The following is a 20,385-nucleotide window of genomic DNA, read 5'->3' on the forward strand; positions in this document are numbered from 1 at the left end:
TGCCATTGGACTTGAGCCTTGAGCCACTTGGTTCTTCATTTTTCCCGATCTTTGCCCCCAACTCTATGACCCAACGTGCCCTAATTACCGGCATCACCGGACAGGATGGCTCTTACCTGGCCGAGCTGTTGTTGCAGAAAAACTACGAAGTTCACGGCATCATCCGCCGCGCCAGCACCTTCAACACCGACCGCATCGACCACATCTACGTGGATGCCCATGACCCCCAGGCTAGGCTATTCCTTCACTACGGGGATCTCACGGATGGCACCACCCTGCGCAGGATCCTGGAACAGGTGCAGCCGACGGAAGTGTACAACCTGGGGGCCCAATCCCACGTGCGGGTGAGCTTTGATGCGCCGGAATACACTGTTGATGCAGTGGCCATGGGTACCCTGCGTCTCCTAGAGGCCATCCGCGACTATCAGCAGCGCACCGGGATCCGGGTGAAGTTTTACCAGGCAGGCTCCTCGGAGATGTTCGGCCTGGTGCAGGAGATCCCGCAAAAGGAGACCACCCCCTTCTACCCGCGCAGCCCCTATGCCTGTGCCAAGGTGTACGGCTACTGGCAGACGGTCAACTACCGCGAAGCCTACAACCTCTTCGCCTGCAACGGTATCTTGTTTAACCACGAAAGCCCACGGCGAGGGGAAACCTTTGTAACCCGCAAGATCACCCGCGCCGTCAGCCGCATCGTTGCCGGCAAGCAAAGCAAGCTGTACCTGGGCAACCTGGATGCCAAGCGGGACTGGGGCTACGCCAAAGACTACGTCGAGGGGATGTGGATGATGCTCCAACAACCCCAGCCGGATGACTATGTGCTGGCTACTGGGGAAACCCACACCGTGCGTGAGTTTGTGGAACGGGCCTTCGCGCTGGTGGGCCTGCCGATTACCTGGAAAGGCTCCGGCCAAGCCGAACAGGGGCTGTACAAAGACCAAGTGTTGATCGAGATCGACCCCCGCTACTACCGCCCAACCGAGGTGGATCTGCTGTTGGGGGATGCTTCAAAAGCCAAGCGAGTCCTGGGGTGGGAACCCAAAGTAAGCTTCCCGCAATTGGTGGAGCTGATGGTGCTGGCCGACTTGGAAGCCATCGGCCTGGATCCGGATCCCATCTTGGGGGAACGGCGCACCCTCAACGGCCTGCTCAGCGAAGATCGCGCCTTCATCCGCACCCAAATGGGGGTTCACTACGACTGACAAGACAGTTAGAACGGTGGAGACGGGATCCCAAAAGACAGCCTTGCCCCCTTGCCCAAAGTAGGGATCAAACGCTTAATATAGTAGATCGCCGATTCTTTTGGTGGTTTGTACTCTTGCTCCCTAGCTGACCATCTCTTGCAGAGTTTGTTTGCTGATTTTGGAGAAATGCCCGCATGTCCCGCTACACAGGTCCCCGCCTAAAAATCATTCGTCGCTTCGGGGGACTTGATCTGCCCGGTTTGACGCGCAAGCGCCCCAAAAATACCAATCCACCCGGTATGCACGGGGCCGAGCGCAAGAAAAAATCCGAATATGCCATTCGCCTGGAAGAAAAGCAGAAGGTGCGCTTCAACTACGGGCTGAGCGAGCGGCAGATGATCCGCTACATGCGCAAGGCACGGCGCTCCAAGGGATCCACCGGTTTGGCCTTGCTGCAAATGCTGGAAATGCGGTTGGATTGCATCGTATTTCGTCTTGGCATGGCTCCAACCATTCCGGCAGCTCGGCAGCTCGTGAGCCACGGCCACATAGAGGTTAACGGCCAAAAGGTAACCATTCCCAGCTATGGCTGCAAAGTGGGGGATGTGATTACGGTAAAAAACAAGGAATCTTCCCGCAAGCTGGTGGCCGCCTACGCGGAGTATCCGGGATTGTTCTTGCCAGACTACCTGGAGTTTGACAAAGAAAAGCTGCGCGGACGCATCAAGGAATTGCCCCCCCGCGAGCAAATTTGCGCCCCGGTCAACGAGCTTTTGGTGGTCGAGTTCTATTCCCGCAAGCTCTAGGGATCCCCTTTTGTGGCCATTACAAATTGCAGGGGGGGGCGGTTTGACGTTCTCCCCACACCCGAAGGCAGGGGATTTTTCACGGTTTGCTTTTTCATAGTCTTCACAGAGTTCCCCCTCTTTCTTGCTCGCGTTGGCAATGCGCAGCGCTGGGGTCATAGTCATTTCGACTCAAACCAGGACACTGTACCCACAACTAAAATGTCGGTCGCGTCTTCGCGTCAGCGTTGCGGAGCAATAGCGTTGCAGAGCAATAATGCAGAGGGCCAGAAGGTTTCTCTCAATAGCCTGGCTGTCTCAGCCTAACCTGAAGCAACTATACTTCCAGCTTGGAATAGAACTGTTTCGTCGCGGTATCCATAGCACCCCTCTCCTTTTGGAAGAAGGGCTGGGAGTGAGGGAGAAAGGCTCAGGTCAAAGGCTGCCAATGGCCCGTTTCAGTTGCACCAAGGCGCGATTGTAGGCGATTACAGCATTGGAAAGGTTGCCACGAGCAGTGGTGAGAGCAGCTTCAGCATTGATCACCTCGGTTTGGGTGCCCACCCCTGCTTGCAAACGCAGCCGGGCCAAGCGCAGGCTCTCTTCTGCCGAGGCAATTGCCACTTTGGCCGAGTCGATCTGTTCACGGCTGGAGCTGAGGGTCAGAAAGGCTTCTTCCACCCCCCGCTGGATTTCGTTGCGGGTGCCGACGAAATTGCTCACGGCCACCTGCCCGTCGATCTGAGCTTGGCGGGCTTGGGCAGCCGCTTCTCCCCCATCGAACCAAGTCAAGCTGAAATTGGCTCCCACCGAATAGCCAACATCAAAGCTATCGCGGCTGGCGTTGAAATCGTTAACGGCATCGAGGCTGGCGAATAAGCCAATTCGGGGGCCATTGCGGGCCTGTGCTAGGCGCACACGGCTTTGGGCCTGCTCCAATTCTCGGCGTCGGCTCTCCAATTCCTGTCGTTGGGCAAAGGCAGCAATGATGGTCTCTTCCAGGCTGAGATCCCACTCTCCCATCGGCTCGATGCGGTCGCTGGCCAACACGTCGGTGGGGCTGGGGAAATTCAGCAGTTCGGCCAGGCGGCGGCGATTCAGTTGCTGGGTGTTCTGGGCCACCAGCAAGGTTTGTCGATTGTTGGCCAATTCCGTCTCTGCCTGGAGAATCTCAAAGCGGGTACCCAGCCCGGCCCCTTCTCGAGCTTGAGCATCCCGCAGAGTAGCTTCAGAGCTTTCAACGGCAGCTTGGCTGATGGCAACCCTGGCATCTGCGCTTTGCAGATCGTAGTAGGCATTGGCCACAGCTTGTTTGACCGTCTGCAGCGTTTGCTCCAGTTGCAGTTGGGCGATGCGCAGAGCTTCCTGGGCCAGCTTCAGGTTTTGCTCCCTGAGGCCACTGTCAAAAGCGGTATACTCCACCCGCACCACACTGGCCGAGAGGGTGTGGGATTCGCGCCTTGGCCCACCACCCGGAGAGGGAGCCTCACTGTACTGGTAGTTGGCACGGCTGGAGAGGGTGGGAGCAAAGGCAGCTTGAGCTAGAGCTACCCCGGCCTCGGCCCGCTCGACAGTCAGTCTGGCCCGCTGCACAGCCGGGTTCTGGGCAACGGCGATCTCCAGAGCTTCTTCCAAAGACAAGCCCTCCCTTCGCTCGATGCGCACCTGCAAGGGGGATTGGGGCACCACCAATTCTTCAGCCGTCAAAGCCCCCTTTAGAGTCAGGTCAGCCGCAGGGGTGGAGTCAGCAGGGTTGGGGGGAATCGATAGGGTGGGGGGGGGTGGGGGGGTGAGGATTTCGCGGCTGTTGGGCAGAGCAAAGGCAGCAGAGCTGGGAGATTCCGGCTGAGCAAGAGCAGGGACAACCCAGAGCAGGCTCAACAGTAGGCCACAGGGAGCAGAACAGGCAAGGCACAACTGGGATCCCGCCGAGCCCGTCTGCTGTTGAGGAAGTTGAAGCGGATCCCTGGCTCCATTTTGCATCGCCATCGTGCTGTCATTCTCAACATCACCCCTAGCAGTATCGCAAAAGAAAGGACAAAGATAAGACGGTTTTCCACAGGCTCTCTGGCTGCCCTGTTCGGGCCAGTGGAAGCGAGTCCTCGCATTTGCCCCTGCAACGATGAGGCCGACCTGCGTCTGCCAGGAGCTCCGAGCACGGGCGGGACTCCTCTACACTCAGCAGAGACGCTTGGATTGAGACCGAGTCGATTTAGATTTAGACTCAGTTTAGAATGGTGGGGCCATCTGTCCGTGATGGCGGGGGTGGGTGTTGTGGGCGATGAAAGGGGGCAAGGTGGCAGACTCTCAGAGCACGCCCAAGCAAGGGGAGACCTCTTCCGGTCGGGATCGGGCCTCGCGGCCGAAAAAAAGTAAGCCAAGCCCTTCTGCCCAGTCCGGGGATTTGGGAACCTCAGAAGCAAGAGCGCGGCCAAAACAGGCCGATAGCACTCCGCGCCGTGCGGAGCAGCAGGAGATTTTACAAGATCACCCTTCTGGCTTGAACCCGCCCAAAAATCTCTCTATACTGCAGGGAACTTTATCATTTGCTCCCGCTTCTTCATCTCTCCTTCAATCTATGCGTGCTCCCTCTTCAGGTGACTCGGATCCCATCCTTTCAGAGACTCATGCGGGCTGTTCAGCATCCGAACCGGATCCCAGCACGGAGCGCCATTTGGCCCTGAGGCAGCAACAGCCCTTGGAGAGCCGTCTGCTCAAAGCCGAAGCCGAGCTCCAAGAGCGGCGAGTTCTTCAGGAACAACTGCAGGCTTTGCGCCAGAAGGTGGCCGAACAAGAAAAGGCGCTGCAGGAGCGGGAGCACCTCTTGCAACAGTTGCAGCAGGCTTTGGCGGATCAGAAAGTGCAGATCTCGGAGCAGGAAGCTCAACTGGCGGCTCGGCAACGCCTAAATGAACGGCAGCGGCAAGATATCGAGGCCCTGCAGGAGCAGATTGAGCAGCTACGCTTGGCCCACGCTCAGGAGCGCCGTCAATGGGAACAGCGCCAGCAGGAGCTGCAAGCTTCTCTTCTGGAAGCCCAAGATGTGGCAGAAAAACGGGTGGAGATGTTGCAGCGTTTTAAGGCAGAGCTTTCTCTGGCCCGCACCCAAATTGCCGAAACTCAAGCGGAGCTGAGCAGCCTGCGAGCTTTGTACAGCGACCAACAGGCAGCCTGGCAGGAGCAACGGGAACACCTCGAGGCCCGTTTGGCAGGCTATGCCGAGACAGAAGCCGAGGCCGAGCAGCGCTGGCGGGAACAGCGGCAGGAGTTGGAAGCAGCCCTGGCCGAAGCCCAAGCTCAATTGGCGGCTTTGCAAGCTCAACAGGAGCACCTGCGTCAGGGATCCCTGGCGCAGCAACAGCTTCAACAGCAGTGGCAGGCCCAGGCCGAAGCGCTGCAAGTGGCCCTCTCTCAAGCCCAGGCGGAAGTTACCCGTTGGCAGCAAGAGCACCGCCATCTGCAGGAACAGTACGCCCAAGCCCAGCAGCATCTCTCCGCCATGGAGCGGCAGTTGCAGGCTGCCTTGGAGCAGTTGGCCGCTCAGCCCGACCGACAGCCGGAACTGCACTCTGCCCAAATGGCCATTCTCCACCTGCAAGAAGAGATCACAGCCCTATCTGGGCAACTGGAGAAGCAAACAGAGCAGATCAAAGCTCTGCAGGCGGAGCGTGCCGCCCTCTGCGAAGAAAACCGCTCCCTCCGAGAAAAATATGAGCAGCAGCAGATGCATGTGCTGAGCTTGAAGGCGGCTTTGGAGCGCAAAGGCTTGGATGTCCCACCTCGGGCCGGCGGGGTGGAGTCCAATGCCTCCGGCACACTCACGCGAACAGAGTCCCTGGGCCAGCCTCTGTCTCCAACCCCTGCTGCTAAGCCAAAGTCCACAGTTCAGCCTCTGCCGGCTCGGGCAAGCAAGCGGGCGGTCGATCTGCCGAGGTTTCTGCCCCGTCCGTGAGGGATCCCGTGTTGCAGCCTGTTCCTCCCCGCTGGCTGGAGGTGTGGGTGGATCATCCCCAGTTGGGGGGATGCTTTACCTATCGTGTGCCAGAGGGATCCGCGCCAGAAGCGGGCGACCTGCTCAGCGTACCCTTTGGTCAGCAAATGGCGGGGGCAGTGGCCTTGGGTTGGCGCTCCGAGCTGCCGGCAGGGGTGGATCCGCAGTCGGTGCGGGAGATCGAGGCGGTGGTGGCCAAAGGGATCCTGCCCAAAGAATTCTGGCCCCTGCTGCAGCGGGTGGCCGACTATTACCTCACCCCTCTGGCCCAGGTGGTGCGCACGGTATTGCCCCCCGGCTTGCTCAGCCGTTCTCAGCGGCGTGTCCGCTTGCTCAGGCTCCCTGCCGAAGGGGAGGAATGTTCGCCGGCTGCCCAAACCCTGCTGCAGCTGCTTCAGGCCAAAGGGGGAGAGCTGTCTTGGCGCTATGTGCAACAGCAGGTGCCCACTGCCGCCCTCGCCCTGCGGGAACTGCAGCGACGGGGTTGGGTGGAGAGCTTTTGGCAGGAGCAACAGGGGGGCAGGGTGAAAACCCAGCTGGCCGCCAGTCTGGCCGACGACTCCCCAGAGGGGCTGAGCCTCCCTCAGCAGAAGGCGCTGCAGATCCTCAAGCAGAAGGGGGGAGAGCTGCTGCTCGCCGAGTGGGAGCGCCTGGCAGGAGTGAGCCGAGCGGTTCTGCAGGGGTTGGCCCGCAAAGGCCGTGTCCACCTCTACGAGCGCCCACTGCTGCGGCTGGGAGATGCCAGCCTGCCGGGGTGGCGGGATCCGCCCAGGCCCTTGACGGCCGCCCAGGCCCAGGCGGTAGAGGCGATCCGGCAAGCTTTGGGCCGGTTCCAGCGGTTTTTACTGCACGGGGTCACCGGTTCTGGGAAAACGGAAGTGTACCTGCAGGTGATCGCCCAGGTGCTGCAGCAAGGACGGTCGGCGCTGGTGCTGGTGCCCGAGATCGGCCTTACCCCGCAACTGATGGATCGGTTTCGGGCGCGGCTGGGATCCCAGGTGTGGGCCTACCACAGCGGCCTCTCGGAAGGCGAGCGCTACGACACCTGGCGGCAGATGCTGTCCTCCACCCCCCAAGTGGTGATCGGCACCCGCTCGGCGGTGTTTGCCCCCTTGTCCAAGCTGGGCCTGATCGTCTTGGACGAAGAGCACGACGACAGCTTCAAGCAGGATCAGCCCCAGCCCTGCTACCACGCCCGTCAGGTGGCCGAGTGGCGGGCCGAGCTGGCCGGTTGTCCCCTGGTCCTGGGCAGTGCAACCCCAGCGGTGGAAACCTATGCCGCCCATCTGCAGGATCCGCAGCGGTGGATCCGGCTGGCCCTGCCGCAGCGCATCCCCCAAGCTGGGATCCCGGCCACCCTGCCCCAACTGGAGCTGGTGGACATGCGCCAGGAGCTCCAAGCCGGCAACCGCAGCATCCTCAGCCGCCGTCTACACCAGGCCCTGCAGCAGACGCTGGACAGAGGGGAACAGGCCATTCTCTTTGTCCCCCGCCGCGGCCACAGCACCTTCGTCTTGTGCCGTAGCTGCGGGTTTGTCCTCACCTGCGAGCATTGTGATGTTTCTCTCACCTTTCATCTGGCCCATCTCGGCGGGCAGGAACTGCGCTGCCACTACTGCGGCGCCCGCCAACCCCATCCGCAGCGCTGCCCCGCCTGTGGATCCCCCTACCTGAAGCACTTCGGCACCGGCACCCAAAAAGTGGTGGAAGTGCTGCACCAGCATTGGCCCCAGCTCTCGATTTTGCGCTACGACAGCGACGCCACCCGCCGCAAGGGATCCCATCGCGATTTGCTGGAGCAGTTTCGCAGCGGCAAGGCCCAGGTGCTGGTGGGCACGCAAATGCTCACCAAAGGGCTGGACATACCCCAGGTAACCTTGGTGGGCGTGATGGCCGCCGATGGGCTGTTGCACCAAGCCGACTATCGCGCCGGCGAGCGCAGCTTTCAACTGCTCACCCAGGTGGCAGGGCGCTCGGGCCGGGGATCCCTGCCAGGACAGGCGATTATCCAGACCTATCTGCCGGAGCACCCGATTTTGAGGGCGGTACTGGCCCAAGATTACGAGGGCTTCTTGCAGGCAGAACTGCAACAACGGCGAGAGGGGGGCTATCCTCCCCACCGAGCTTTGATTTTGATCCGCTTGAGCAGCACCCGCCTGGAAGCCCTGGAGCGCTACTGCCATCGGGTGGCCGAACGCCTACAGGGGATCCCGGCAGAGGTGTTGGGGCCGGGGCCGGCCCAGGTGGAGCGGGTTGCCGGACGCTACCGCTGGCAGATCCTGCTGAAGCAACTGCCCGACCAAGATTGGGATCGCCCGAAGCTGGCTGCGCAGATCCAGGCCGCAATTGGCCATCCCCCCCAAGGGATCCGCGTCAGCCTGGATGTGGATCCCCTGCGGATTCTCTAGGGGCGGTCGGCGAAAGCAGAGAGCCCAGAGATCTAGAGAGATCTTGAGGTAGTCTAGTTTCGGGGCCACCCGTATCCAACTCAACTCTGGCAAAGCATGGCTGAAAACCGGACTGGCGCGTTTATTGGTGGGCTGTTGCTGGGAACTGCTGTGGGCACCGCCATTGGCCTGCTCTTGGCTCCCCGCAGCGGACGGGAGACGCGGCGACTGCTGAAGAAATCGGCAGAGGCCCTGCCAGAGGTGGCAGAAGATGTGACCAGCAGTCTGCAATATCAATCGGAAAAGTTGTTCGACGCTGCTCAACGCAGTTTGGATGAGGCTCTGCTGCGGCTGCAGCAGGCAGTGGCGGTGGGCAAAGAAGCCATGTTGCAGAAGCGAAGGGAGCTGCTCCAAGCCCAGAACTCGCGTCCCTTTGGCGGGGAAGAAGCTGACCTAGAAGCTCGGGATGGGGAGGAGGCGGCGGGATGAACGACCCGGTCTTTTGGCTCGGCCTCTCGGTAGGCCTGGTAGCAGTGGGCATTTTGGCAGTGATCCTGACCCTACTACCTGCCGTCATTCAACTGGGTCGAGCTGCCCAGAGCGTGGAGCGCTTTTTCGACACGCTGCTGCGGGAATTGCCGCCCACGCTGGAGGCCCTGCGCCTGACCAGCCTGGAAGTGAGCGAGATTGCCGACAGCCTCGACGAAGGGGTGAAAGGGGCTGGGCAAGTGGTGAAGCAGGTCAACCGCTCCATCGAAGGAGCACGCACCCAAGCGCAGGGCGCCCAAGTCAATATCCGCAGCTTTTGGGCAGGGGTACGGGCAGCCTGGCAGACGCTGTCCGGCGAAGTGCCCCCCACCACTGGCGCGATTCACAACCCGCGGCTGCGCCCATCCGACCCATCCAACCGTTCTTTCTCCGCTGCTTCATCAACACTTCCCCTGGGAGGTGACCGCCCTTTTGCCGGCGGAGCCACACCAGAGGGATCCCAAGCCGCTGCCCAATCTTCCCGACCGGACATCGCCAATCCCTAGGCGTTCCTCAGGATCTTCTGAAAGACAGGCGTAGGAGGCTGGGGCTCTTGCCCGGGGGGAAGCTGGCCCCAAGTCGCATCGGGATCCCAGCGCAGTTGCAGGGTGTCGGCGAGGGAGAACCCCAGCTGCTGCAGGATCTTGAGGCTGAGAGCGGGAATGAGGGGGGAGAGCAGGACTGCCACCCAGCGCACACTTTCCAAAACGGCGTAGAGAATCTGGGCCACCCGTTCGTTTTGCCCTTGCTTGTGCAGCGTCCAAGGAGCCTGCTCATCAAGGTATTTGTTGCTGGCCTGGGCTAAGCTGAGGGCTTTGCGGGCAGCAGAGCTGGGATCCAGCCGCTCGTAGGCCGCGGCCACCAGAGGGGCAAGGGTCTCGGCCAGGGTTTTGAGGGGGTGATCTGCAGGGATCCCGACGGCGGGAACGCGGTAGTCGGATTGATATTTCCTGAGCATGTTGAGGGTGCGGTTGAGCAAGTTGCCCAGGTCGTTGGCCAGATCGGCGTTGAGCACGTCAATAAAGCGGCCCTCGCTAAAATCGCCATCCTTGCCCAGCTCGATTTCCGTCAGGAAGTAGTAGCGCACGGCATCGGCGCCGTATTGCTGCACCAGCTCAAAGGGATCCACCGTGTTCCCCAAGCTTTTGCTCATCTTGAGGCCATCTTTGGTGAGAAAGCCGTGGCCAAAGATTTGTTTGGGCAGAGGCAGACCGGCCGACATGAGCATAGCCGGCCAGTAGATGGCATGAAAGCGGACGATATCCTTGCCCACCAGGTGGACATCCGCAGGCCAGTAGCGGCGTAGGGCATTTGCCAAGGTGGGCTCGTCGTCAGGATCCAAAGCAGCACTGATGTAGTTGATGAGGGCATCAAACCAAACATAAAGGGTTTGGCCGGGATCTGCCGGGAAGGGGATCCCCCAGGAGACACTAGGGCGAGAGATGGAAAAATCCCGCAGGCCCTGCTTGACAAAGTTGATCACCTCATTGCGGCGGCTTTCCGGCTGGATAAACTCCGGCTGCTCGGCATAGAGGGCCTCCAGCTTTTCTTGGTAGCGGGAGAGGCGAAAGAAGTAGTTTTCCTCGTCTTTCCACTCCACCTTCTTGGTGGGGTGCAGGGGGCAAAATCCTCCCTCCAGCAGCTCGGCCTCGTCTTTGAACTCTTCGCAGGCCACACAGTACCAACCCTGCTGCCGGCCAATGAAAATATCTCCCTGATCCCAGACCCGCTGAAAAAACTCCCGCACAATGGCCTTGTGGCGGGGATCCGTGGTGCGGATGAAGCGGTCGTGGCGGATGTGGAGTAGGTGCCACAGTTTCGCAAACTCGGCAGAAAACTCATCACAGTGCTGCTGCGGCGGAACGCCCCGTTCTTCGGCGGTGCGCTGGATCTTCTGGCCGTGCTCGTCGGTTCCCGTCACCATCAGCACATCCTTGCCCCGCAGGCGATGGTAACGGGCAATGGCATCCGCCACCAGGGTGGTGTAGGCGCTGCCGATGTGGGGAGCGGCGTTGACGTAGTAGATGGGGGTGGTGATGACAAAGGTGGAATCCGGCATGAGCATCCCCAAGGCTTTCTCCCATGATAGAGGTTGCCGGAAAGTCCAAAAGGCCAAGCCAGAGCGTGGGTGTGGAGAGGTCATTCGATGAAACTTCAGGTCAACCTTCTGGGGTGGAGCGGTGTGGCGTTGGGAGCAGGGATCCTGGGCGCCGGAGCGGCTCTGGCCCAGCCCTTGCCGGAAACCCGGATCCCCTGTGAGATTTTCATCGCGGGGGGTGGGCTGGGGGGGGTGGCGGCGGCCTATGACGCGCTGCAACTGGGCCGGCAGGTGTGCATGACGGAGATCAGCGATTGGATTGGGGGGCAGGTGAGCGCCCAGGGAGTCTCCGCTTTGGACGAGCGACCCCTGCAGCGAGAAAATGACATCTTCCCCAAAGGCTACAGCGAGTTTCGCCGGCGGGTACGGGAAAAATACGGCGGGGATCCCAATCCGGGCAAATGCTGGGTGAGCGTGCTCTGCTTTTCCCCTCAGGTGGGCCACCAGGTGATTCGGGAGATGTTGGATCCCTATCTGCAGTCGGGGCAGTTGCGGCTATTTACGGAGACGGTGGTCAAAGACTTGGAGATTGCGGATTACCAAATCCGCAGCGTGCAGGCCATCCGCAACATCCCCAAACACGCCGGCGTCCAGCCAGAGAATCGAGGGGATCTCTCCAGCTACTTTCTCGATTTTTATCGTCTAGAACCCACCGACGACTGGGACAAGGAGATCCTGCGCTTTGAGCCGCCGCCAGAACGCCAGGGGAAAACCCTGCCCTGGGTGGTGATCGACGCCACCGAAACCGGCGAGCTGCTGCCCTTGGCGCGGGTGCCCTACCGCCTGGGAACTGATGGCCAAAGCCGCTGGGAACCCAGCTCCAAGCCCTACGTGGATCCCTACTGTACCCAGGGCTTCACCTACACCTTTGTCATGGAGCGCTTCCCCGTGCCGCAGGTGCCGGTCAAGCCGGAGTTCTACAACGATCCCCTGCACGGCCCCTACTACAGTTACGAACACCCTCGCTTCAACTTTGCGCTGATCTTCACCTACCGCCGCATCCGGGGGCAGGTGTTCGGCTTTGGGGAAGAGGCCATTCGGGTGGGGGATCAGTCAATGCAAAACTGGACTTGGGGCAACGACTGGCGCATCACAGGGCCGGATAAGAATTTCATCCTCACCCACGAGCAGTTGCAGGCTTCAGGCCAGTTGGATCCCGGCGGCTGGATGGGGGGCTTGCGGGTGGAAGCCCTGCGGCGGGGCGAGCAACATGCCAAGGGCTTTTTCTACTGGCTGGTGGCGGGAAGGACAGATTTTCTCCTGCAGCAGGAGGATCCCAACTTTCAAAAAGACTTCTACTTGCGCTATGCCTACCTACGGGGGCCCAATACCCCCATGGGAACTGCCAGCGGCCTCTCCAAGTACCCTTATATCCGCGAGTCACGGCGCATCATCGGTCGCCCCAGTGGGGCCTACCCGCAGGGATTTACCATCTACGAGTCGGATATCACCACGCGGGAATCGGAGTTGAATCGTGGTCGCCCCTTTATCTTCTACGACTCAGTGGGGGTGGGCCAGTACCCCATCGACTTTCACGATTGCCTGCTGCCGGGTTTTTCCCTGCCCCCCAGCAACAACAAAGACGCGCAGGCCCCCAGCTACCCTTACCAGATCCCCCTGCGGGCTCTGATCCCCCAGCGCATCGACAACCTTTTGGCCGGCAACAAAAATATCGCCACCAGCCGCATTGCCAGTGCCTCCTACCGGGTGCATCCGGTGGAATGGGCCATTGGCACCGCCGCCGGCCACACGGCCCACTTTGCCCTAGAACGGGATCTGATCCCGGCGGCGATCGTGGAGGAGCCGCTTTTGGATTTGCGGCTGTTGCCAGCTCTCCAGGCCCAAATCCAGAGCTTGGGCAACCCCATTCAATTTCCTGGCACCACCATCACTGCCACCGATTGGGCCCAATCCCGCTAGCCTAGAAAGGCAGGGTTGGGAGTTGACCGGTGGATCCCGTTGGGGTTGGACTTGTGGGCTGGGAGATGCTTCGCCCCTCTTTATGGGCCGCCACGGCTCTGTGGGGCTTAGGGCTAATGTGGGGGTTTTCGCCGCTGCATCAAAAGCTGCAGGAGAGCTGGGAAAAGCAATTGCTATGGGATCCCAGTGGAGCTTTGGCTTCCTTGCTGAGCACCCTTCCCTTTTTGCTGGCAGCAGGCTTGGTGGTAGCCCTGACGGAGATCTCCTTGGGCAAAAGCTGGGCCGTCTCCTGCGGCCTGATCGCCTGCGTCGGCGGAGGCCTCTATGAACTGGGCCGGCGGGACAATGCCAGGTAACTCAAGCGCTCCGTGTTGTTAACGCAACTACCCCCAGTCTCCTCCCCTAGGGAGCGGATAAGCAACGCCAAGTTAGAGCGGCTTCAAGCGATGACCCCCCTCCAAGAAGCAGCAGAAGCAGCGGCCAAGCTGCTGGTATTCCGGGACATCTGCACCCACCCCCTAGCCCTAGCCTGGCAGGAGCTAATCCAGCAGTTGATGAGTGGGGATCCCTTGCCTTGCTGGAGGGCCTACGGGCGCTGGTTTGAGCTTTTGGCCCGGCAGGGCCTGAGCTGGCGGGAGTGGCTGATCCGGGAGATTGGCTGGGCCGATAACCCCTTTTCCCGCGCGGCGCTGCGATCCCAAGGGATCCCAGAGCCTCTTATGCAGGCTGCCCGCCACGACCTGCGCTGTCTGCAAACCCTAGCGGACAGTCAGGAGACCATTGCCGAGCAGATGCAGGCGTTGGGGTTCGGGATCCCCTGGCCCGATGGGGAAACCGATAGCGCTGGCTGGGATCCCCGCCCTTTTGCCGATTGGGGCCTGAGCCTGGAGGACTTGATTGCCCACTATCGCCGAGAAGGGGTGGGAATCTGTGCTCGCTACTGGGCCTTTCGCTGGGGGGCATCAGGGCTGCAAGGGATCCCCGCTCCCGATCTGCCTGACTGGGAGGAGATTTACAGCTACGAACGGCAGAAACAGCAGTTGGCGGCCAACACCGAAGCCCTGCTGCGGGGGGATCCGGCTTTGCATGTGTTGCTCTACGGGGCGCGGGGCACCGGCAAGTCTTCTCTGGTGAAGGCGTTGTTGCGCCGCTACGGCCCGCAGGGGTTGCGCCTATTGGAGCTGAGGCGAACAGACTTGATTCAGTTGCCGGAAATTTTGGCAGAGCTGCGGGCGCAGGTGTTGCCTTTTATCTTGTTTGTGGATGATCTCTCCTTTGAGGCAGAGGAAACCGAGTTCAAGCAGCTCAAGGTGCTCCTGGAGGGAGATCTCGTCGCGCCGCCCCTCAACGTGCGCCTTTATGCCACCAGCAACCGCCGCCATCTCATCCGCGAGTTTTTCGGCGACCGACCCAATCCCCAAGATCAAGAAGTTCACGCCTGGGATACCGTACAGGAAAAGCTGTCGCTGCGGGATCGCTTCGGCCTCACCCTCACCTTCACCCCCTTCACCCAGGGAGATTACCTGGCAACCGTAGAACACTTGGCCCAGCGGCTGGGTTTCACCCAATCTCTGGATGCCCTGCGCCGCCAGGCCTTAATCTGGGCCCAACAGCAAAACGGCTTTTCCGGTCGCACTGCTCGCCAGTTCTTGGATGCCGTTCGGGCAGGGCTGGTGAAGGACAGCGATGGACTATAGAAGCGATAGAAGCCATGGTCGCGTCAGCGTTGGGTAGCAACATCGATCCGGCCAATCTGGATCAGACGGAAGCAAGCCGCAGCTTGGCCCGCCTGGGGATCGATGTGGGGGGCACCTTTACCGATCTGGTGCTCCTGCGCGACGGCCAGATTCAGACGGCGAAGGTGCTGTCTACCCCCAGCCCTGAGGAGGGAGTCTTTGCGGCGCTGGACAAGCTGGGGGCGCTCCAAGGAGAGCTCCGGGTTGACCTGTTCTGCCATGGCATGACGGTGGCCACCAACGCGCTGCTGGAGCGCAAGGGATCCCCCACCCTGTTTTTGACCACGGCGGGCTTTCGGGATGTGCTGGCCATTGCCCGTCAAAACCGCCCCTCTCTGTATGACCTGACGCAGCCCAAGCCGGAGCCGGTGGTGCCCCGCCACCACTGCCTGGAGGTGAAGGAGCGCTGCAGCGTGGGTGGAGTGTTGGAGCCGCTCACCGATGCCGAAATCCGGCGGGTGGTGCAGGAGGTGGGGGAACGGGTGCAGCGGGATGGGATCCGCGCTATTGGGGTGGGGTTTTTGTTTTCTTTTCTCTACCCGGAGCACGAACAGCGGCTGGGAATGGCCTTGCGACAGGCTTTCCCGGAGCTACATCTTTCCCTGTCTTGCGAGGTGGCGCCGGAGTTCCGAGAATACGAGCGCTTCAGCACCACCGCCATCGATGCCTACCTCAGCCCGGCACTGGCGGGCTACCTGCACCGCTTGGCCCAAGGATGTCGGGAGCGAGGGATCCCCCAGCCCTTGATCATGCAGTCTTCCGGCGGGGTGACCTCCATCCCTCAGGCGGCGGCCCATGCTTCGGTGGCTTTGCTCTCAGGGCCGGCAGGCGGAGTTTACGGGGCGGCCTATCTGGGTCGGCTGAGTGGCTACCCCCACTTGCTCAGCTTCGATATGGGGGGAACCAGCACAGATGTGGCCTTGATCCAAGATGGGATCCCCCAGGTTACTCCCGCAGCGGTGGTGTGCGGCTTGCCCGTGCAACAGCCCCAAATTGACATCCACACCGTCAGTGCCGGCGGCGGATCCCTGGCCTATTTGCTGCCCGGCGGTGGGCTCCAGGTGGGGCCAGAGAGTGCCGGATCCAACCCTGGGCCGGCCTGCTACGGTCGGGGGGGAACAGCTCCGACGGTTACTGATGCCAACCTCTGGCTGGGGTACCTGCCGGATGGCGGGCGGCTGGGCAACTCGGTGCAGCTACGGCGGGAGCTGGCGGAACAGGCTATTGCCACGCTGGCGGATCCCTTGGGTTTGAGCTTGCAGGAAACTGCCGTTGGCATTCGCACCTTGGCCAACGTCGCTATGTCGCGGGCCTTGCGGGTGATCAGCGTGGAGCGGGGTTTGGATCCCGCCGATTTTGCCCTGTTGGCCTTCGGCGGAGCCGGGCCCATGCATGCCTGTGCTTTGGCAGAAGAGCTGGGCATCCGCACGATCTTGATCCCGGCTGCCTGTGGGGTGCTCTCGGCGCTGGGAATGGCTTTGGCAGATCTGCGGCGAGACTATCGGCGGGCCATCCTCCAACCTCTGCGGCAGCTTGCGTCCGCTTCAGGGGGATCCCTGCTGGCCCAATGGGCAGAACCCCTGATCCGCCAGGCGAGAGCCGATCTGCAGGATCCGGCGCTGCACTTCAGCTTGGACTTGCGCTATCGCGGCCAGTCTTTTGAGTTGGAGATCCCGGTGCAGTTGTCAGATCCGATTCCTCATCTGGAGCAACAGTTTCACCAGGCCCACCGACAACGCTATGGATGGCAGGATTTGGCCCAGCCGGTGGAGGTGATTCAGTTGCGTCTACAGGCGGTGCAGGCCCTACCCACCGTGCCTTTGACTGCACCCCACCCTTTGCCAGGGGATCCCCTCAAGGGTCGGCGAGAGGCATGGTTTGGGGGCAGGATGCGCCTGGTGCCGGTTTACGATCGGCAGCGCATGGGTGTGGGGTTTCAACTGCGCGGGCCGGCAATTGTCGAGATGCCGGAGGCAACTGCGGTGATCGAAGCCGATTGGACGGGGGTCATTGACGAAGTGGGAACCCTAATCTTGAGCTGTGTTCGCGATAGCGGGACAAAGTCCTGGTGAGTCCATCCGCAAGCAGAGCGTCATGGTCATTTCGATTCAAACTAGGATACTGTGCCCACACCCAAAACGTTGCTCGCGTCGGCGTTGCGGAGCAATAATGCAGGGGGCCAGAAGCTCACCCTAACCTGAAAGACCACAGCAGAGCTTGTTTTGAGAGGGAGAGGCAGGTGCTCCAGATCACCTTGACGAATACCTTCACGATTTTTGCGTCCAGATGGGGTGTTGTCTGTTTTCGTTTGTCAGGGTCTAGATAGATGGACTGGCCTCTGTGGCCCTGTCCTGACTGAATTTTCCTGATTCCGCTCAAGGGCGGACGATGGGACTCGAACCCACGAATGGAGGATCCACAATCCTCTGCCTTAACCGCTTGGCTACGCCCGCCGTGATTCCGGCTATCTAGCTTAGCATGGGAAAAACGGGACTGAACCACAGAGGTCGAAGCACCCCAAATGCTACCCAGAGCCGATTTGTTGCGAGGGGCAGAGCATCGAGAAACCTTGGCACGGGTCTTGGATTTGGGAGAGCAAGCTCTCAAAACCTGGCAAGTGGTCTGGAGCGACTTCCTCTCGCCACCGGAAATAGCAGAGGTGCAAGCTCGGCTGTGCAACTTGACCGAACTACAAGTGTGGGCTTGGGGAGGGTACCCTCAAGCAGAGCGCCAACGCATAGCCCTGGCCCGCTCTGAGGTGGGTCTGGATGTCCGGGATCCAAAGTCCGACCCAGAAGGGATCCCATTGGCCGCCATTCAGATTCAAGGCAACTTTCTCTTCGACCCGGCCACCCACCGCGATTTTCTGGGAGCCCTGTTGGCGTCCGGCATCGCCCGCGAGAAAGTGGGAGACATCCTTGTGTTGGGAGACTCAGGCGCCCAGGCCATCGTTGTGCCCGAAATGGTGGACTACCTCGCCCTAAACCTGACGCAGGTGCGCACAGTGCCTGTCAAAGTGAGCCGGATCCCCCTGAGCCAGTTGAACATTCAGCCCCCCCGCGTCAAATCCATCACCAGCATAGAAGCCTCTTTGCGCTTGGATGCGGTAGCCTCAGCTGGGTTTGGCATCTCCCGCAGCAAGATGGTGGAAGAAATCCAACGGGGGGAAGTGCGGGTCAATTGGAAGCCCATTACCCAAGCCAGCTACACCGTTGGCCCTCAGGATTGGATTGCCATTCGAGGTCGGGGTCGGCTGCAAATCGAAGAGGTAGCCGAAACGAAAAAAGGCCGCTTTCGAGTGCAAATGACGCGGTATCTCTAGATTTTTTCCTGTCTGAGTTTGGGGAGATCGTTATGCTCATTTTGGTTCAAACTAGGATACTGTGCCCACACCCGAAACGTTGGTCGCGTCAGTGTTGTAGAGCAATAATGCATAGGGCCAGAAGTCTTTTCAAGGACTCCGTCCCGCTGGCGCGATCAGTAGCTCAGGTGTCCACCCTAATTTGAAGCGACTGCAGCTTCAAGAAATGCTCTAGAAAAAAGAGAAAAAGGCCCAAGGGTAAAGCAAATACTCCAAGTAAAACAACTTCCAGATCAGTTGATAATAGCCAACGATCGCATCTCGGCGGTTGAGATCCAGATGGACACCATAGCCCAAGAGGATCCCCAGCCCCAACACATGGCCCACCAACAGCCAGAAGCCGTTGCCCGCAAGGAGAAAGGAGATTCCCACCCCGATAAATCCCAGATAGCAAAAGGCCAAAATGCCGATACAAAACCTTGAGATCCGCTCTGGCCCAAAGCGCAGCGAGAAGGTGGCAATGGCAAACTGGCGATCCCCTTCCATGTCGGGAATATCTTTGAAAAGGGCGATCACCAGCCCAAAAATCGACATAAACCCCGTCAGCCAAACAATCGCAGCCGAAAGCTCGACCCTTCCCTGCATCACCTGCTGAAAATGGCTGTAAAGGCCCAAATTGACGATCAAGCCGCGCACGCTGTAGATGCAAGCCGAGGCCGCCAGCGGAAAACGCTTCAACCGCAAGGGGGGCAACGAATAGGCCGTGCCGATCCCATTGCTCAAAAGCACCGTCAGCAGCAGATAAGGGATCCCAGCCATGGCCAGTAGGACGGACGCCGCTCCACAACCCACGACGATCCCCACCCCCTGTCGCCAACCCAGGGATCCAGCAGCTAAGGGCAAATGGGGCTTGTTGATGCGGTCGATTTCAACATCCGTCAGTTGATTCAAGCCGACGATGTAGACATTGGCCGCCAAACAGGCTGCCCAAGCCCAGACCAGGTGGGGTAGTGCGGAGAGAACCGGTTGCAGGGATCCAGCAGCCACGAACCCCGCCAACAGGTAGAGGCCCAACACGCTGGCGCTGGTGCCGTAGACGGTGTGGGGTCGAGCAAAACGCCAGAGAACTTGTGGGCGCAACATCAAAAAAGCTAGGGAGAGTCTTCCAGGAGAGAAGCTAGGGCTGCCCAGCGGGGATCCGCCGTTGGTGCTGTAGCTTCCACCGCAATGCCCGGACAATCGGGACGGCAGGGCAACTGGCGGGGCATCTCCAAATGCAGGTGCTGGTACATCCAGTCTTCGACATCCAGCTCACCATTGGGGGGCAGGCTCTCCAGCAGATCTTCTTCGTCTTGCAATTCCAGCTCCAAGGGGAGAGGTTCGGGATCCCGAATCAAAATGATCTCCTCAACTTCCAGGTGCAGCCGGTGGTTGAACTGCTGTAGGCAGCGGTGGCAGGTGAGGGTGACAATGGTACGAGCTTCAGCACTCACTTCGAGAAAATGGCCCCGATGGCTGACTTCCAGGGATCCCTCCACAGGGGTCAAGCTCTCAAAGCCCGAAAAAAACTGCCTGAACTGCAATTCTTGGGTTTGATCCGGCATCTGCCGCAGATCGGATAGACGAATTGGCCTCAGCATGGCACCCCCCTTCACGCGTTTTGGATAGCCGGGATCCCTGTCGTCACCGTAGCAAGAGGGCCAACTTGTTCCCAGCCCTCTGCCCACTCTCAAGATGGGGAAGCTGCCCGACGGATAACCAAGCGCCGGTCAGGCTCTTTGCCACGGCTGAAAGTTTCCAGATCGGCATAGGCAGGGTCATTCAAGAGAGTATGAATTTGCCGACGCTCGGCAGCCGAGAGATCGGGAAACTCGTATTCCCGGCCAGTGGCCCTCACCTTTTCCACAGCAGCGGCAACCAAAACCTTCAGCTCCTGCAAACGCCGCTGCCGATAGCCGTCCAAATCCAAAATGTAGGGCTGCTGCTGGTCTTCCGGCTGGTTCAGGTTGAGAAGGGTGTTGGCCAGATATTGCAACGCATCCAGCACCACAGGGGAGCGATCCTCCTCTTGAGGGGAATCTCTGGAAGATGGAGAGGGCAAGGGGGGGGCTTTCGCCAACAGCAGCCGCTTCTGAGCTGGGGTCAAAGAGTCTGCCTCGATTTCCAGCACCTCCCCCACCACCCGCACCGCCGCTGGGATCCCCATGGCCACCAGCACCTGCTGTAACCACTGCCTGGCTCGCTCTTGATTGGCCGCAAAGGTGGACTTGTTTGGCGAAGGGGCAACGGTTCCCTCAGATTTCTTAGCAGCAGATCCCGTAGAAGACTTAGGACGGCTCATCCTGGGCAGCTTCCAACTTTGAAGAGCATGACTCTAGTCAATAATAAGCTCAACTATACTGAAAATAATGTATAATATGTTCAGTACGGATTACTACCAGTTGATCTTTCTGTT

At 60.2% G+C, this 20,385-nt stretch carries 16 protein-coding genes and 1 tRNA gene; 11 read left to right on the plus strand and 6 right to left on the minus strand.

From position 1 onward, the window contains the following. Nucleotides 1-65: 65 nt before the first annotated feature. Both gmd and rpsD read left to right on the plus strand, forming a co-directional pair. Nucleotides 66-1,202 (plus strand): GDP-mannose 4,6-dehydratase, encoded by a 1,137-nt coding sequence (gmd, locus tag ACVWZ1_RS10600; RefSeq protein WP_414357356.1) that lies wholly within the window; start codon nucleotides 66-68, stop codon nucleotides 1,200-1,202. 176 nt (nucleotides 1,203-1,378) lie between these two features. Next, nucleotides 1,379-1,990 (plus strand): 30S ribosomal protein S4, encoded by a 612-nt coding sequence (gene rpsD, locus ACVWZ1_RS10605; RefSeq protein WP_011432724.1) that lies wholly within the window; start codon nucleotides 1,379-1,381, stop codon nucleotides 1,988-1,990. A gap of 414 nt (nucleotides 1,991-2,404) precedes the next feature. Here rpsD and ACVWZ1_RS10610 read toward each other — a convergent pair whose 3' ends face one another. Then, the gene (locus tag ACVWZ1_RS10610; RefSeq protein ID WP_457465791.1) at nucleotides 2,405-3,958 is read right to left on the minus strand and encodes a TolC family protein; all 1,554 of its coding nucleotides are present in this window, start codon (nucleotides 3,956-3,958) and stop codon (nucleotides 2,405-2,407) included. A gap of 589 nt (nucleotides 3,959-4,547) precedes the next feature. Between ACVWZ1_RS10610 and ACVWZ1_RS10615 the strand changes: the two genes are divergently transcribed. From ACVWZ1_RS10615 to ACVWZ1_RS10630, 4 genes are all read left to right on the plus strand, one after another. After that, nucleotides 4,548-5,921, plus strand: coding sequence for a hypothetical protein (locus ACVWZ1_RS10615; RefSeq protein ID WP_457503334.1), 1,374 nt, complete (start codon nucleotides 4,548-4,550; stop codon nucleotides 5,919-5,921). A gap of 8 nt (nucleotides 5,922-5,929) precedes the next feature. After that, on the plus strand, nucleotides 5,930-8,368 hold the full coding sequence (priA, locus tag ACVWZ1_RS10620; RefSeq protein WP_457503335.1) for a primosomal protein N': 2,439 nt from the start codon (nucleotides 5,930-5,932) through the stop codon (nucleotides 8,366-8,368). Nucleotides 8,369-8,464: 96 nt separating this feature from the next. Then, nucleotides 8,465-8,836: a YtxH domain-containing protein gene (locus tag ACVWZ1_RS10625; protein ID WP_011433806.1), complete on the plus strand. Its 372-nt coding sequence runs from the start codon at nucleotides 8,465-8,467 to the stop codon at nucleotides 8,834-8,836. After that, entirely contained in the window at nucleotides 8,833-9,381 is a 549-nt protein-coding gene (locus tag ACVWZ1_RS10630) for a hypothetical protein (protein WP_011433807.1), read from the plus strand. Before ACVWZ1_RS10625 ends, ACVWZ1_RS10630 begins: the two co-directional genes overlap by 4 nt. Here ACVWZ1_RS10630 and metG read toward each other — a convergent pair. Then, nucleotides 9,378-10,934 carry a methionine--tRNA ligase gene (metG, locus tag ACVWZ1_RS10635; RefSeq protein WP_457503344.1) on the minus strand — a complete coding sequence of 519 codons (1,557 nt, stop codon included), beginning with the start codon at nucleotides 10,932-10,934 and terminating at the stop codon, nucleotides 9,378-9,380. The two genes, ACVWZ1_RS10630 and metG, sit on opposite strands and share 4 nt — an antisense overlap. 87 nt (nucleotides 10,935-11,021) lie before the next feature. Between metG and ACVWZ1_RS10640 the strand changes: the two genes are divergently transcribed. The 4 genes from ACVWZ1_RS10640 (at nucleotide 11,022) to ACVWZ1_RS10655 (ending at nucleotide 16,701) form a co-directional block, all read left to right on the plus strand. After that, nucleotides 11,022-12,893 (plus strand): FAD-dependent oxidoreductase, encoded by a 1,872-nt coding sequence (locus ACVWZ1_RS10640; RefSeq protein ID WP_457503337.1) that lies wholly within the window; start codon nucleotides 11,022-11,024, stop codon nucleotides 12,891-12,893. 65 nt (nucleotides 12,894-12,958) lie between these two features. Then, entirely contained in the window at nucleotides 12,959-13,249 is a 291-nt protein-coding gene (locus ACVWZ1_RS10645) for a hypothetical protein (RefSeq protein ID WP_011433810.1), read from the plus strand. A gap of 90 nt (nucleotides 13,250-13,339) precedes the next feature. Beyond that, nucleotides 13,340-14,590, plus strand: coding sequence for an ATP-binding protein (locus ACVWZ1_RS10650; protein ID WP_457503338.1), 1,251 nt, complete (start codon nucleotides 13,340-13,342; stop codon nucleotides 14,588-14,590). A gap of 14 nt (nucleotides 14,591-14,604) precedes the next feature. After that, entirely contained in the window at nucleotides 14,605-16,701 is a 2,097-nt protein-coding gene (locus ACVWZ1_RS10655) for a hydantoinase/oxoprolinase family protein (RefSeq protein ID WP_457503339.1), read from the plus strand. Between the two features lie 308 nt (nucleotides 16,702-17,009). Here ACVWZ1_RS10655 and ACVWZ1_RS10660 read toward each other — a convergent pair. Then, nucleotides 17,010-17,082: transfer RNA gene (locus ACVWZ1_RS10660), tRNA-His, on the minus strand. Between the two features lie 68 nt (nucleotides 17,083-17,150). Here ACVWZ1_RS10660 and ACVWZ1_RS10665 point away from each other — a divergent pair. Beyond that, the gene (locus tag ACVWZ1_RS10665) at nucleotides 17,151-17,951 is read left to right on the plus strand and encodes a photosystem II S4 domain protein (RefSeq protein ID WP_457503341.1); all 801 of its coding nucleotides are present in this window, start codon (nucleotides 17,151-17,153) and stop codon (nucleotides 17,949-17,951) included. Between the two features lie 210 nt (nucleotides 17,952-18,161). On the opposite strand, the gene ACVWZ1_RS10670 is transcribed toward ACVWZ1_RS10665, so the two are convergent. The 3 genes from ACVWZ1_RS10670 to ACVWZ1_RS10680 all read right to left on the minus strand — a co-directional run bounded on the left by ACVWZ1_RS10670 (nucleotide 18,162) and on the right by ACVWZ1_RS10680 (nucleotide 20,271). After that, nucleotides 18,162-19,073 (minus strand): homogentisate phytyltransferase, encoded by a 912-nt coding sequence (locus tag ACVWZ1_RS10670; RefSeq protein WP_457503342.1) that lies wholly within the window; start codon nucleotides 19,071-19,073, stop codon nucleotides 18,162-18,164. A gap of 8 nt (nucleotides 19,074-19,081) precedes the next feature. Then, on the minus strand, nucleotides 19,082-19,570 hold the full coding sequence (locus tag ACVWZ1_RS10675) for a YceD family protein (RefSeq protein ID WP_011433815.1): 489 nt from the start codon (nucleotides 19,568-19,570) through the stop codon (nucleotides 19,082-19,084). An 89-nt stretch (nucleotides 19,571-19,659) separates the two neighbouring features. After that, on the minus strand, nucleotides 19,660-20,271 hold the full coding sequence (locus tag ACVWZ1_RS10680; protein ID WP_457503343.1) for a Jag family protein: 612 nt from the start codon (nucleotides 20,269-20,271) through the stop codon (nucleotides 19,660-19,662). Nucleotides 20,272-20,385: the final 114 nt, after the last annotated feature.

The sequence above is a fragment of the Thermostichus sp. MS-CIW-25 genome (assembly GCF_054060015.1).